This window comes from Pseudofrankia coriaricola (assembly GCF_032027725.1).
GTDB lineage: Bacteria > Actinomycetota > Actinomycetes > Frankiales > Frankiaceae > Pseudofrankia.
Genome location: NZ_JASNFO010000019.1, coordinates 140690 through 153811, shown reverse-complemented (window position 1 = coordinate 153811; position 13122 = coordinate 140690). Strand labels below are relative to the sequence as shown.

At 71.7% G+C, this 13122-nt stretch carries 12 protein-coding genes; 4 read left to right on the top strand and 8 right to left on the bottom strand.

Annotated elements, in window-relative coordinates; genetic code table 11:
* Positions 1-112: 112 nt before the first annotated feature.
* Positions 113-1456 carry an MFS transporter gene (locus QOZ89_RS12185; RefSeq protein ID WP_312623813.1) on the top strand — a complete coding sequence of 448 codons (1344 nt, stop codon included), beginning with the start codon at positions 113-115 and terminating at the stop codon, positions 1454-1456.
* Positions 1457-1524: 68 nt separating this feature from the next.
* Here the strand turns inward: QOZ89_RS12185 and QOZ89_RS12180 are convergent, their stop codons facing one another.
* The 7 genes from QOZ89_RS12180 to QOZ89_RS12150 form a co-directional block, all read right to left on the bottom strand.
* Positions 1525-2379 carry an ABC transporter ATP-binding protein gene (locus tag QOZ89_RS12180; protein ID WP_312623792.1) on the bottom strand — a complete coding sequence of 285 codons (855 nt, stop codon included), beginning with the start codon at positions 2377-2379 and terminating at the stop codon, positions 1525-1527.
* Positions 2352-3308 (bottom strand): ABC transporter permease, encoded by a 957-nt coding sequence (locus QOZ89_RS12175; RefSeq protein ID WP_312623791.1) that lies wholly within the window; start codon positions 3306-3308, stop codon positions 2352-2354. The genes QOZ89_RS12180 and QOZ89_RS12175 overlap by 28 nt, the downstream gene beginning before the upstream one ends.
* A gap of 106 nt (positions 3309-3414) precedes the next feature.
* Positions 3415-4434: an ABC transporter substrate-binding protein gene (locus QOZ89_RS12170; RefSeq protein ID WP_312623790.1), complete on the bottom strand. Its 1020-nt coding sequence runs from the start codon at positions 4432-4434 to the stop codon at positions 3415-3417.
* Positions 4435-4864: 430 nt separating this feature from the next.
* A complete protein-coding gene (locus tag QOZ89_RS12165; protein WP_071046579.1) occupies positions 4865-5830 on the bottom strand; it encodes a TauD/TfdA dioxygenase family protein in 966 nt (321 codons plus the stop codon).
* 660 nt (positions 5831-6490) lie between these two features.
* Positions 6491-7933, bottom strand: a complete 1443-nt coding sequence (locus QOZ89_RS12160) for an ROK family transcriptional regulator (RefSeq protein ID WP_083418064.1) — start codon at positions 7931-7933, stop codon at positions 6491-6493.
* A 177-nt stretch (positions 7934-8110) separates the two neighbouring features.
* Positions 8111-8221, bottom strand: a complete 111-nt coding sequence (locus QOZ89_RS12155; RefSeq protein WP_312623788.1) for a putative leader peptide — start codon at positions 8219-8221, stop codon at positions 8111-8113.
* Positions 8222-8406: 185 nt separating this feature from the next.
* Complete coding sequence (locus QOZ89_RS12150) at positions 8407-9369, bottom strand: glycoside hydrolase family protein (RefSeq protein ID WP_071046578.1); 963 nt, start codon at positions 9367-9369, stop codon at positions 8407-8409.
* Positions 9370-9577: 208 nt separating this feature from the next.
* Between QOZ89_RS12150 and QOZ89_RS12145 the strand changes: the two genes are divergently transcribed.
* The 3 genes from QOZ89_RS12145 (at position 9578) to QOZ89_RS12135 (ending at position 11398) form a co-directional block, all read left to right on the top strand.
* On the top strand, positions 9578-10522 hold the full coding sequence (locus tag QOZ89_RS12145; RefSeq protein ID WP_312623787.1) for a sulfotransferase family protein: 945 nt from the start codon (positions 9578-9580) through the stop codon (positions 10520-10522).
* A 160-nt stretch (positions 10523-10682) separates the two neighbouring features.
* Complete coding sequence (locus QOZ89_RS12140) at positions 10683-11180, top strand: universal stress protein (RefSeq protein WP_071046605.1); 498 nt, start codon at positions 10683-10685, stop codon at positions 11178-11180.
* A gap of 56 nt (positions 11181-11236) precedes the next feature.
* Entirely contained in the window at positions 11237-11398 is a 162-nt protein-coding gene (locus QOZ89_RS12135) for a VOC family protein (RefSeq protein WP_157910417.1), read from the top strand.
* Positions 11399-11796: 398 nt separating this feature from the next.
* Here QOZ89_RS12135 and QOZ89_RS12130 read toward each other — a convergent pair whose 3' ends face one another.
* The gene (locus QOZ89_RS12130) at positions 11797-13119 is read right to left on the bottom strand and encodes a hypothetical protein (protein WP_131803722.1); all 1323 of its coding nucleotides are present in this window, start codon (positions 13117-13119) and stop codon (positions 11797-11799) included.
* Positions 13120-13122: the final 3 nt, after the last annotated feature.

Sequence of the window (13122 nt, the reverse complement as noted above, 5' to 3'; positions counted from 1 at the left end):
GTGCGGTTGTGGCTCGCCGGCAGGGTGGTTGTTTGATCTGGCTTTTGGATGCCCGCTTTGATGTCCGCGGTCAACGTCACGTTGTGCGAATGCCTTGGAGGGTGTGTTGGGTGTGTGGGCTGGGCGGTCGCTGGGTCGGCCGTTCGGGTGGCTCTGGGCGGCGTTCACGGTCAGCACGGTGGGCGCGCGGCTCGCGTTCGACGCATTTCCGCTGATCGCGATCCTGGTGCTGCACGTGGGGCCGATCGAAGTCGCGGAACTGGCGGCGGCGGGGCTGGCGGTAGGGGCGGTGGCGGCGGTGCCGCTGGGCCCGTGGGTGGAGTTCCGGCGCAAGCGGCCGGTGATGGTGGCGATGGACCTGACTCGGTTCGTCGCGGTCCTGAGCGTCCCGGTGGCGTTCGCGGCGGGCTCGCTCAGCTTCGCCCAGCTCCTGGTCGTGTCGGTCATCGTCGCCGCCGCCGATATCGCCTTTACGGCGGCCAGTGGCGCCTACCTGAAGGACCTCTTGCGGGGAGCGGACCTGCTCGTCGCGAACGCGCGGCTGGAGTCCACGACCTGGACCGCCACCGTGCTCGGACCGCCACTCGGCGGAGCCATGATCGGACTGTTCGGGCCGGTGACGACCGTGGTGGCCGACGCCGTCAGTTACCTGCTCTCGGCGATGGGTATCCGTGCCATCGGCGGTCGGGAGCCACACCCCGCGCGATCCGATTCGCACGGGCTACGAGCCCACGATCTGGTCGAAGGATGGCGGTACATCCTGACCCATCCCGCGCTGCGGCCGCTGTTCGTCAACACGATCATGGTCAATGGGCTGATCATGGCGACGTCGCCGCTGCTCGCCGTCCTCATGGTTGGCCACCTCGGGTTCGAGCCCTGGCAGTACGGCCTCGCGTTCGGTGTGCCCTGCGTCGGCGGCCTGGTCGGTTCTCGCCTGGCGCGACCGCTGGCCGCGCGATACGGACCGCACCGGGTGCTCGTCGTCGCCGGTGCGGCGCGGGCGTGCTGGTCGCTCGGGCTGGCCTTTGTCTGCCCCGGCACGGCCGGGATCGTGCTCGTCATCGCCGTCCAGCTCGGCCTGGTCACCTGCATGGGAGTGTTCACCCCCCTGTTCGCCACCTACCGGCTCGACCACACCGATCCCCAGCGCGTCGCCCGGACGCTGGCGGCCTGGTCGATCACCAGCAAGCTTGGGACGGCGACCCTGACCGCGCTGTGGGGACTGCTGGCCAGCATCACCAGCGCCCGGATCGCGATCGCGGCCGCCGGGCTCCTCCTCCTGGCGACCCCGCTCGCACTTCCGCGACGGACTCCCGCGCCGCGCCCGGGCCCGAACTGGCCCATGGCCGCTGTTGACCCCGCGGCCCCTCCACCCTCGAGCACGGCCGCCGCCGCCGCCGTGGCCGTGGCCACCGAGGGCGCTCAGCGCCCGAGTCGGTTCCGCGGAACGTGGTGATCGTCGGTTCCGCGGGGCGCCGAGGCGAGCCCGCCAGGGAGGTGCTGCCGGGCTTGCCTCGGGCACGGTCAGCGGGCGCCTTCGGCGACGTCGTCGACGCCGAGCTCGGCGAGCAAGCGGGAGCGCAGCACGGCGAACGCGGGATCGGAGCGTAGCCGCGGGGACGCGACGCCTACCGGTACGTCGAGCGACAACCGGCCGTCGGCGAGGACCAGGACACGGTCAGCCAGCAGGATGGCCTCGTCGACGTCGTGGGTGACGAACAGGACCGCCGGGCGGTGGCGGCGGCACAGCTCCTGCAGCAGGGCGTGCATCCGGATGCGGGTCAGGGCGTCGAGCGCGCCGAACGGCTCGTCGAGCATCACCAGGTCCGGCTCGCGCACCAGAGCCCTGGCGAGCGCGACCCGCTGCGCCTCCCCGCCGGAGAGCGTCACCGGCCAGGCCCGTTCGCGGTCCGCCAGCCCCACTTCGGCGAGCGCCACCCGGCCACGGGCCGCGACGTCCTTGCCGGGCAGGCCGAGCGTGACGTTGCCGAGTGCCCGGGTCCAGGGCAGCAGCCGTGCCTCCTGAAAGACCACGGATCGCCGGGTCGCCGCGAGCACGTCGCCGTCGATGCCGGTGTCGAACCCGCCGAGGATGCGCAGCAGCGTGCTCTTGCCCGATCCGCTGCGCCCGAGCAGCGCGACGAACTCGCCGGCGGCGATCGTCAGGTCCAGGCCGTCGAGCACGACCCGCTCGCCGAAGGACCGGCGCAGGCCGTGCACCCGCACCGCCACGCCGTCGGTGTCGCCCCCGGCTGGTCCGGCCGGTCCGGTGTGGCCGGTCAGGCTGGCCAGGCCGGTCGGACCGGCGGCCTGGCCGGCTTCGTCCTGGGCGCTGGTGGGCGCTGGGGGGCTCAGGTACCGCTGAAGCCGCGTCGCCATGACAGCAGACTCCCTTCGAGGACGCGGACGATGCCGTCGCAGAGCAGTCCGAGTACGCCGTAGATCACCAGGCAGAGGATGATGATGTCGGTCCGGTTCCATCCCTGGGCGCTGGTGAGGAGGTAGCCGATTCCGCGGTCGGTGTTGACCTGCTCGGCGAAGACCAGCAGGAGCCAGGCGACGCCGAGCGACCAGCGCAGCCCGATGAGGAATCCCGGCAGCGCGCCGGGGATGATGACGCGGCGGATGAGCCCGAGCCGGCCCAGCCCGAACGTCCGGCCGGCTTCCACGAGCTTGACGTCGACGCCGCGGATGCCCGCGAACGTGTTCATGTAGACCGGGAAGACGACGCCGGCCGAGATCAGGAAGATCTTGGCCGACTCGCCGATGCCGATCCAGACGATGATCAGTGGCAGCAGGGCGATGATGGGGATCGTCCGCAGGAAGTTCATCGACGAGTCGACGATGTGCTCGCCGGCACGGAAGAACCCGGCGAGGACGGCGAGGACGAGGCCGGCCGCGACCCCGAACAGCACGCCCCAGCCGACCCGGACGAGCGACACCGACAGGTTGTTCCAGAGCTCCCCGTCGCCCGCCAGATCCCCGAAGGCACGGGCGACGGCAAGCGGCGAGGCGAGTACCCGGCCGCCGACCAGGCCCGTACCGGTGACCGCCCACCAGACCGCGAACAGCACCGCCGGGCCCGTGAGCCGGCGGATCCAGCCGGGAGCCGACAGCCGGGTCCCGCGGGAGCGTCGACCGCCGGTGGGGTCCTCGAGGGTGGGCGTGGTCGCCGCCGGCGCGGCGTTCGCGCGCGTCTCCCCCGCGGCGCTCCTGGTCGCGGCGCTCCCGGCCGCGGACGGGGGAAGGCCGTGGGGGCCGGCCTTGGGTGGCGGGGCGGTCGCAGGCAGGTAGCTGACGTCGGTCATCGCACGCTCCTCGGCTTCCTCGGGCCGGCTGGCCGCCCTGCCCGCCGCCCGGCCGCGGGCAGGGCGCCCAGCCTGCGGCCCTGACCCGGACTGGTGGCCGTGGCCGTCATGTCGTCAGCCCCGCGGCGGCGAACTTTCCGGTGAGCTCGGCGTTGAAGGCGGCGTCGATCTCGTCGCTGACCTTGAGGGTCTTCGGCAGCTGGCCGGCACCGATCAGCAGGTCGGCCTGCTTCTGCTGGAACTGTGTGAAGTCATCGGTGACCGGCGCGTACTGGGTGGCCGGCAGGCTGTCGAAGAACGCCCGGCTGGTGGTCGGGTCCTGCTTGAGCAGCTGGACGTAGTACGTCTGCACCCACGCGTCCGGGTGTGCCTTCGGCCACGTCGAGGCGCGGGAGAGCCGCACGAGGAAGTCCTCGATGGCGGCGCGCTTCGTCGGGTCCTTCAACGCCGACTTCGCGGCGAGGATGACGGAGTACTGCGGCAGCGGCGCCGTCTTGATCTCCTGGGCGCCGGTACCGGTGAGCGCGGCGCCGTACTGGCTGACCCAGACGACGGCGTCCACCTGGCCGGACGTGAACGTCGAGACGAGGCTCGTGGCCGGGACGTTCACCAGTGTGACGTCCTTCTCGGTGAGCCCGGCCGAGTCCAGCTGCTGGAGCAGGTAGCCGTGCAGCGACGTGCCGACGGTGACGGCGACCTTCTTGCCCTTGAGGTCGGCCAGCGTCTGGATGCCGGAGTCCTTGCCCGCGTAGATCGTCTGCGAGTTCTTGGTCGACTTCGCGACGGCCACCGCCGTGATTCCGGCGGCAGAGGCGTTGGCGAAAAGCACGGGCGTGTCGCCCATGTAGCCGACGTCGAGCCGGTTCGCGCTGAACGCCGCGTTCATGTGCGGCCCGTCGGCGAAGGTGTTGAAGCCGAGGCCGTACGGAGTTCCTTTGCCTTGCCCGGACAGGGTCAGCTGCAGTTCCAGGATCTTTCCTTGGTCGCCGATCCGCAGCGTGGTCCTGTCGCCGGACGAAGAATCGGGCGAGGATCCCCCACCACCACAGGCGGCGGCGCCCACCGCCAGCAGGGCCGCGACGGCGGCGAGGGAGAACAGCCGTCTACGCGGCCGTCGGTGCTGCATCGGATTCTCCATCCAGGGAACGACTGACGCCGTCAGGCATCAGGGGAGCGGGACGCGGCCGCGGCGGGCGGGCCACAGCCGCGGTTGCTGGGCGGACGCGGTCGAAGGAAGGCGCCGAGAGGGGCCGGACGAGGTGCGGAGACAAGGAAAATGCCCGAGAGAAGACGAGAGAGCCCCGGGAGAGAAGGAATGCGCCGAGAGAACGGGAAGGGGCCTCGAGCGCGTCCGGAGGCGTCGCCCGCCGTCGGGTCCGACGGCGCGCACGCTGTCGGACCCGACGGCGTTCCGGCGTCGTTCTTCGGATTAGGGAGACGGCACGCGGCGGCACCGCGCGCCTCTGGGGCGTGGACACGCGCGGCGCCGCCATCTCCCGGAACGGGCCACGGCCGTTCCAGAATCGCGGTTTGGGGAAGGTGCTACCCGGCGCCGCTCAGCCGGCCAGGAACGGCTGGCCGGCGACGAGCTCGGACGAGCGGCCGTCGACGCCCACCGGGACGTCCCCCTCGAGCGTGACCCGGTAGAGCACCCGCTCGAACTCGGTGATGTCCACGTCGGACGGGCCGAGATGCGCGGTCGCCCGGTTGTCCCAGAATGCGATGTCACCCGGGCTCCACCGGAACCGGACGGTGTACTCCGGCCGGGAGATCTGCTCGTAGAACAGGTCCAGGATCGCGCGGCTCTGGCGCGGCCCGAAGCCGATGATCTCGTTGTCGCGGCTGGTGAAGCTCGGGCTGATGAACAGGGCCCGCTCGCCGGTCTCCGGGTGCACCCGAACGACCGGGTGGATCGCCACCAGCGGGTTCGCCCTGATCTTCTTGCCGTACTCGCTGCCCTCGAAGATCGGCTGGCCGAAGCTGTGCTTCGCCCGCAGCCCGTCGGCGAGGCGCTGGAGCGGTTCGGGCAGCCCCTCGTAGGCGGCGACGAGGTTGGTCCACTGCGTGTCGCCGCCGTAGGGCGGCACGATCTCGGCGCGCAGGATGGAGCCGGCCGGCGGGTTCACCAGGGCGGTGACGTCGGTGTGCCAGCCGTTGTCGTAGGTGACCTTGAACTTCTTCTTGAGGTCCTTGGCCTCCGCCTGGCCGAACAGCTTGTTGTAGCGGCGGCTGTCGATCGGCAGGATCTCCGGGAATCCCTCCGGCGGTGCGTCCTCGTGCGGGTGCGCCGGCGTGAGCTTGCCGAACCGCCGGCCGAACGCGATCTGCTGGGCGTGGTCGATGTGCTGGTCGCGGAAGAAGACCACCTTCCAGCGGTGCAGCGCCGCCCGGATCTCGGCGATTGCGGCGTCGTCGAGCTCCTCGCGCAGGTCGACACCGTGGATCTCGGCGCCGATGTTCCCGGCCACCGGCCGGACGTCGATGCCCAGGTCCGCGGGCGCGCTCGTTGTCGGGCTTGTCATGGTCTGGTGTATCCCTTCGGAGGATTGAGCACCGCCGGATGGCGGCACCGAGGACGGCCGGCGGGAGGTCCCGCGGGTGGGAAGCCTCCCGGTGGGGAGGCTTGCCTGCGGGAAGCTCTTCCGGCCATGAGACATCGCCCATGCCTCTCGCCACGGCGCGCGACGGCACATGGGCGGCTGACTGGTGAAAGGACGTCGACCCGCGGCTGGGAACGGCCACGAGAAGAATCCGCGCGTTGGCGCCGGGCCGGGATGTCCGGGCCCGGCGAGAAAATGGCGGCGTTGTTCCGCGGAAGATCCCGGGCCCGGAGAGCCGGCGTGCCTGGCTGTCGCCGTTCCTCAGCGTGGCCGGCGGTTACGGCCGCGCACCACGGCCCGAAATGGCGTGGTGTTCCGGCCGGCCTCTCTCAGGCCGCGAACGGCCTGGGACGACATCGCGACGGCCGTGCGGCGGGCCCACATGCCCGCAGCCCGGTCACCAGGCGGTGGACCGATTCAGTCTGGAGTCTGACCATGATATCCACCGCCTTTCTTGAATTTCGTTCGAAGTGTCGTCGCCGTGGTGGCCGGCGGATTTATCGTCCCGCGCGCCGTGCGAGGGGTCAATGGTTTCCGACTTGATGGAAGTAATACCGCGGGCCCGTCCGCCGTATTTTTCCGTCACCGGCCGGCCGCGGTGGCCGGCAGCGTGCCCCGCGACGGTCGGGCGGTGACGGCGCGGCCTGGGCCGGCGCCCGTGCCCTGGGACGGAAGCGTTCGTGCCAGCGGCGCGCGGACGCTGCGCGGGCTGCGGTGCACCGCGGCGAGGATGCCGGCGGCCGCGGCGACGGCGAGGACGCCCGGCCCGAAGCTGCTCGGCCGCACCACCCGCTCCGGCGCCGAGCGGGCTCGCGAGTGTGCCGCGACCTCGGCGTGCACGTCGGCGATCAGTTCCGGCCACTGGAGCGTCGCGAGCTCCGTGACGACGAGCACCTCAGGGTCGATCATGTCGATCAGCAGCGCCGCGAGCCGGCCGATGAGGCGCAGCCGGGCGCGTACCAGCGCCAGGGCGGCCGGCTCCCGCGCGGCGACGGCGGCGGCCAGCAGGCGGATGTCGGGCCGGGGGATCACGCCTTCGGCGACCGCCCTCGCCAGCCACACCCGCTCGGACAGCGTGGCCTGGGCGCATCCCCTCCCGCCGCAGGCGCACTGCTCGGTGGCGCCGGGGATCCGCAGGTGCGCCACCCCGCCGGCCGCCGAGCGCTGGCCACGCAGCACGGTGCCCTCGAGAGCGATCGCGGCATCGACCACGTGGCCCGCGAACAGGTGCACGAGGCCGTGGCGCGCCCGCGGGTCGCCGAAGAGGATCTCGGCCTGGGCGAGCGCGCGGGCATGGCCCTCGACGTGCACCGGCAGGCCGGTCGCCGCCCGCAGCGGAGCCGCGATTGGCACGTCGCGCCAGCCGAGCGGCGCGTGCTCGAGAATGGCCCCGCCGCGTGCGTCGACCAGCCCGCCGCTGACGACGCCCACGCCGAGCAGACCGCCGCCACCCGGACGCGCCGCGCCGCCGCCACCGGCAGTGGCACTGGCGCGGTAGCTCGCATCCGAGTAGGCCCCCTGGCGGCGGCGGACGAAGTCCGGCAGGTACCGGCTGATCAGCGCGAGCACATGAGCCGGGTCGCCGTCATGGTCGACCTCCTCTTGCGCCACCACCCGGCCGCGCAGGTCGACCAGGCCGAACGTCAGCATCGGCACGGCGATGTGCACGCCGCAGGCGAGGTGGCTTGCGGTGTCGACGTCGACGGGGACGTGCGGGCGTCCGGCCCTGGGCGCGGCCTGCTGGGTGCCGGGCAGGTCCCGCAGCAGGCCCAGCGAGATCAGGTCAGAGGTCTGTCGGGACACGGCCGCCGAGCTGAGCCCGGTCGCCTGTCCGATGGTGGCGCGAGCGAGCGGGCCGTGGTCGAGGACGGCGCGCAGCACAGCCGCCGCCGAACCGCCGGAACGCGCCGGGTCGGCCTCGGCCAGCGCCGTGGCGTCCACCGCGGCGACCCGGACGGCCCCGCCGCGGGGATCGGGTGGATGCTGGCCCGCCAAGGGCTGGCGGGCAGGGGAATGCGCGGGCACGGGAGGACCTCCTGGGCGGCGGGAGTCGCGGGGATCCACGTAGGTCGCGCGGTCAGGCGGGCCGATCGGCCAGCGGGGGCCGACACGCGGGGGAGGGGCGTGACGCGCCTTCCTCGCCGTCGTGGCCGGTCTGCGCGAATCCGGGAAGGCACTCGCGCGGGTCGGGGCGCCGGGCCGTCAGCGGCCGGGCCGACACAGCGCGCTGGCGACGCGCCGCAGGTCGATGTGGGCGCGGCTCACCAGCAGGAGGAGGCAGGCACGCATGCAGGCGACGATAAGGGCCGCCACCAGCAATTTCAACTAAATCGGTGGGGATAGATGTTTATGGCCGTGATGTGGCCTGGTTGTGACAGGAGAGTCGCATGGGTGTGGCTGTCGTTCGCGCGGCACCGCGGGGGCGGGACTCGCCCGGGTAGGCGGACGGGGCCTCCGCCTCGGCGGCGGAGATCCATGGGAGACGTGCCGGGGACGGCCTAGCCAGCACTCGCCGTCGGGCCGGCCGCGTCCAGGAGCTCGGTGCGCAGCTCGTGCGCCCCGTCTGGTCGGCTCGCCTCGTAGTAGATCCGGCTGGCGCCGCCGGGCAGGTCGACGACGCTGAGGTAGCGCAGCGCGCCGTCGCCGTGCGGGGCGCTCGCGTGCGCCGCCGTCCCGACCGCGTGGAAACGGGCGAAGCCGGCCTCCGCCGGGGCCGCGGCCGCGACGCCGGTGCGCTCGTACCAGTTCTCGGCGGCGCTCGCGCGGCCGTCGTAGAAGGCGACGGGCGGGGTGTGCCCGGGGAGCACCGCGGTGATCCGCACGCCGCGGGCGTCCCAGCGGCCGGGCCGGGGGGCGAGGGCGACGCCATGCCAGGTCCAGGTCACGCCGTCCGCGCTGGTCGCGTACCGGCTTTCCATCCGGTCGGTCGCGTCTGGGTCGTCGAGCAGGTGGCAGGAGGCCCACAGATGCCAGCGGCCGTCGTGCCAGAGCACCACCGGGTCCTTGACGGCGGTGTGCTCGTCGCCGGGCAGCGCGGTGCGCCGCTCGGCCGGGTCGAAGCGGGCCGGGTCGTCGGCCTCCAGCAGGTCGACCCACCAGTGCGGGCTGTCGGGGGTGGCGCAGCTGACGTAGAGGCGCCAGCGGCCTTCGGGCGTGTGGACGAGCGCGGGGCGCTCCAGCGACTCGGCGCCGAACGGCTCGCGGCCGATGCGCGCGATCTCGGTGAACCGCTCGCCGTCCGCCGACGAGGCGATCACGACGCCGAAGCCGCGCCCCTCGCCCACCGGGCGGCGCAGCCGGTAGGCCAGGTAGTACGTGCCGTCCACGAGCAGCGCGCTCGGCGCGCCCACCCAGTTGCCCGGGCCGTCCCCCTCGGGGGCCACCACGGTGACCGCCGGCTCCCAACGGGGAAGCGGGAGGGAGGAGGGCGTCTGGTCGGGAACCGGTGAGGTGATCGGCACCCGTCGTACTCCACCGGCGCGCTACATCTTTATTACCTTCCCGGTCGGGAATGTGTATGGGCGGTTATCCTGCGGGTACACCGCATCTGTCCCGCCGGCAGCCGCCGCTCCGGTCCTGGTGCGGGCACACCGGTCGCCACCGCATCCGCCGGCCGGGCTCTCCCACGACTGGCCGCCGCCCGGCCCTGCGTCAGGAGCGAGACCGACGATGCCCCTTCCCGACTTCCTCGTGATCGGCGTGCCCAAGGCCGGGACCACGGCGCTGCACGCGGCGCTGGCCCGGCACCCCGACCTCTTCCTGCCCACGGTGAAAGAGCCGAAGTTCTTCCTCTCGGCCGGCCCGCCACCGGCGCGGGGCGGGCCGGGTGACGCCCAGACCTACCAGGAACGCGTGTGGCGGCCTGCCGACTACGAGGCGCTGTTCGCCCCCGCGCCGGCGCACGCGCTGCTCGGCGAGGCGACACCGTTCTACCTGTACGACCTGGACGCCCAGAACCGGATCAAGCGGCTGCTGCCGAAGGCCCGCCTGGTCGTACTGCTGCGCAACCCGGTGGACCGGGCGCACTCGAACTGGACCCATCTGTGGGCCGCCGGCCTCGAGCCCGAACGCGACTTCGTCCGGGCCTGCGCGCTGGAGGAGCCGCGGCGCGAGGCCGGCTGGGCGCATTTCTGGCACTACGTCTCCCAGGGCCTCTACGGCGCGCAGCTCGCCCACCTGCTCGGCCTGTTCTCCCGCGACCAGGTCCTGCTGCTGCGTTACCGCGACCTGCGTGAGGACCCGGCCCCCACGCTGGACCGGGTCTGCGAGTTCCTCGGGGTACGGATCGGGTTGCTCGACGCGGTGCCGTCGCAGAATGTCACCCCGTTCGTCGCCGACACGTCGGTGAACGCCGCACTGCGGGCGGCGCTGCGTACCGGCGGACAGATCGGCCACCATTTCCCCGTCCCGGTCCGGCAGGTGTTCCGCGGCCCGCTGCTCACCGCGCTGCGGCGCCAGAAGGGCGGACGCCGTCCGCTCACCTCCACCGAGCGCAAGGCGGTGTTGCCGTACTTCGTCGACGACATCGCGCTGCTCGAGGAGGTCACCGGCCTCCGCTACGACGACTGGCTCACCGCCGGCCTCGGGCCGGACGTCATCGACGACGGCAGCTGACCGTCGCCCACCGCCCACCGCCCACCGCCTGGCGGCCGCCCCGACGGCCCGTCCGCGGCCGGGAATTCGTGGCCGAATCCGCGGCCGGGAATCCGCGCCGTCCGCCGGCTGGCCGGCGCCACCGTTCGCCGTCCCGGCGGAGCAGACTGGACGCGTGGACATGGCGGACGGCACGGGGGTTCTGTCGGTCGAGCGGTTCGGGCCGGTGTGGAACCCCGGTCCGTTCGAGCTGGGTACCGACGGGCCGGGCACGGTCGTGGTCGGCGTCGACGGGTCGCGTACCGCGCTGCGGGCCGCCTCGTACGCGGCCGGGGTCGCCCGCCGCCAGCGGGCACGTCTGGTCGTCGTCTACGTCACCATGACACCCGGATGGGAGGCGATGGCCCCGATGGCGGCCGGCGCCATCCAGCAGGCCGCCGTCGACGTCGCCGCCGAGATCCGCGACATCGTCGCGCACCGTGCCGAGGAGCTGGGCCTGTCGACCACGTTCGTCGTCCGCTTCGGCGACCCGCTAGCCGCGCTGCGCCGCACCGCCGACGAGATGCACGCCGACATGGTCGTCGTCGGCGCCTCCGAAAGCGCCGGCCACCGCATCGTCGGCTCCCTCGCCACCCGCCTCGTCCGTGCCGGCAAGTGGCCCGTCACCGTCGTTCCCTGACCCGTAGTGATCAGAGTCGGCCTGGCCGGGCCGCGTGCGGCGACGAAAAGTCGCTGGTGGCCAGTATCGTCGACGACGCCGACGACCTGGCCGCCGAGTGGCGCTCCGCCGGAGTCGAGATCCATTCCCCGGAGGACACCGACTGGGGCCAACGCGAAGGCGCCGTCATCGACCCTGAAGGGAACGTCCTCCGCTTCGGCTCCCCCATCCGAACCTAGAAAGGATCGCCGCGCGGATCCCTGCCCTCCGGATGTCACCGTAGGTAGCCCGAGGCACGGGGTCGAGAAGTACGGCAGTTGTACCGCAACGGGGTGGACGTCAGTGGACGACGGTGGACGACGCCGAGCCCGTCACCTGCACCGATGGACGCTCGTGGACGGCCCGCCGAGGTCTACGGATCAGAAGGTTGGGGGTTCAAGTCCCTCCGAGCGCACAGTACTTGACCTGCAGTTTTGCCATTTGATCCCTCTCTCTGAGAGGTCATGTCGATCTCCCGTGTGCGCGACGTGTGCGCGGGAGCCGTTGGTGGGGGTCGTGGGACGAGCCTCGCCGCTTCCTCGGCGGCGGCGCGGGCCAGCTCGTCGAGCACTGAGGTGTAGCCGCCGGTGGTGACCTCTTAGTCGTTCGTGTCCCGGGAGGGCTTCTTTCGCCAAGCATCTTTGGCTGTGTCTGCCACTCGATGTGCCTGAAGGTCGATCGCGTCGCCTGCGGCGCGGGCCTGCTCCACGATCGCGTCGGCGGCACGGCTCGCATACTCGTCGGCTGCGGCGATGGCCTTCGCGCTGGCGTTCTGAGCAGCGCGGCCGATCGCGGTACCACGTCGGCCAAGTTCTGCGCCGACATCGCCCCAGGTGGGCCGCTGGATGGCCTGCCAATGCGTCACCTGTATCTGGCGGGCGGCCGCGAAGTCGTCAAAGCCACGTCGCAGCGCCTCAACGTCCTCTTCAAGCTTCTTGCGCGAGAGCGCACGGTGTTTCTCCAGCGGGCGCAGCGCGGCATAGAAATCGATGGCTTGGCGAAGGTCATCGAGCAGTTCGCGGTCGAGTTGTACATCGTCGCGAAGGAGCTTGCGGGCTGACGCGATCACATGCTCGAGGTTGTGTGGCTCGGTGGTTCGCGCGTGTTCGATACTTAGGCGGTGCCAGAGGTAGTGCGAGTCTTCGGCCACGACCAGCAGTTGGAACAGTTCACCGATGTTGTTGTTGTCAACGGCGTCGTGAAGCCGCTTGGCTCTTTCAGCGGCAGACTTGGTGACGTCGAGATTCTTCACACGCTGCGACAAGAACTGGCGGATCCTCTCGATACCGACAGCAAGCTGTGGGCCAAGCGCGGCAACGGACTGCCAGGTCGTCTCCGGCAGCACTCCCTTCTCGTCGAGGGTCGCAACGTGCTGCCTGAGTAACCGGTGCGAACCGAGCACGTCGCCGAGCGTGGCTGAGCGTGCCCGCGCGGCGAGGTCATCGACCTTGCCTTCGACACGCTCGACTGCCCGCTCAACGTCCTTGATCGCGGCGCGCAGTGCTGCTGTGGCGACGGCCAACTGGATGGACATGGCCCGTGTCGGACCGAGCGATACTTGCCGGAAGTCGAGGTTGGCGAAGAACTGCCCATTGGCACTCCGAACAGTGCCTTTGAAGCAGCCGTCCGCACCGGGGACGACCCCAAGTTTCATGAAAAGTTCGAGACTGCTCGGCGGCATCTGGAAGTACTCGCCACCGGTCGCATGGAGGGCTTCGAGCACTGAGGCTGCAGCACCGATATCCAGAAGCGACTGCCTGCCGATGCCGAGGTCGCTCAAAGACCGTCCGGCCTTGCGCTGGAGGGCGGCGATGTAGGTGTCGACGACGCTGCGGTCACCGACGCAGAGCAGTCCGTCCTCAGCGACATAGACGGTGAGTTCCTCCGGGTCATATTGTGGTGCCGCCGTCTCGTCGGTCACGTC

Coding starts and splice junctions, on each gene's coding strand:
- QOZ89_RS12165 (WP_071046579.1), bottom strand. CDS start 5,830: ATGACAAGCCCGACAACGAGCGCGCCCGCGGACCTGGGCATCGACGTC.
- QOZ89_RS12170 (WP_312623790.1), bottom strand. CDS start 4,434: ATGCAGCACCGACGGCCGCGTAGACGGCTGTTCTCCCTCGCCGCCGTC.
- QOZ89_RS12145 (WP_312623787.1), top strand. CDS start 9,578: ATGCCCCTTCCCGACTTCCTCGTGATCGGCGTGCCCAAGGCCGGGACC.
- QOZ89_RS12140 (WP_071046605.1), top strand. CDS start 10,683: ATGGCGGACGGCACGGGGGTTCTGTCGGTCGAGCGGTTCGGGCCGGTG.
- QOZ89_RS12180 (WP_312623792.1), bottom strand. CDS start 2,379: ATGGCGACGCGGCTTCAGCGGTACCTGAGCCCCCCAGCGCCCACCAGC.
- QOZ89_RS12175 (WP_312623791.1), bottom strand. CDS start 3,308: ATGACCGACGTCAGCTACCTGCCTGCGACCGCCCCGCCACCCAAGGCC.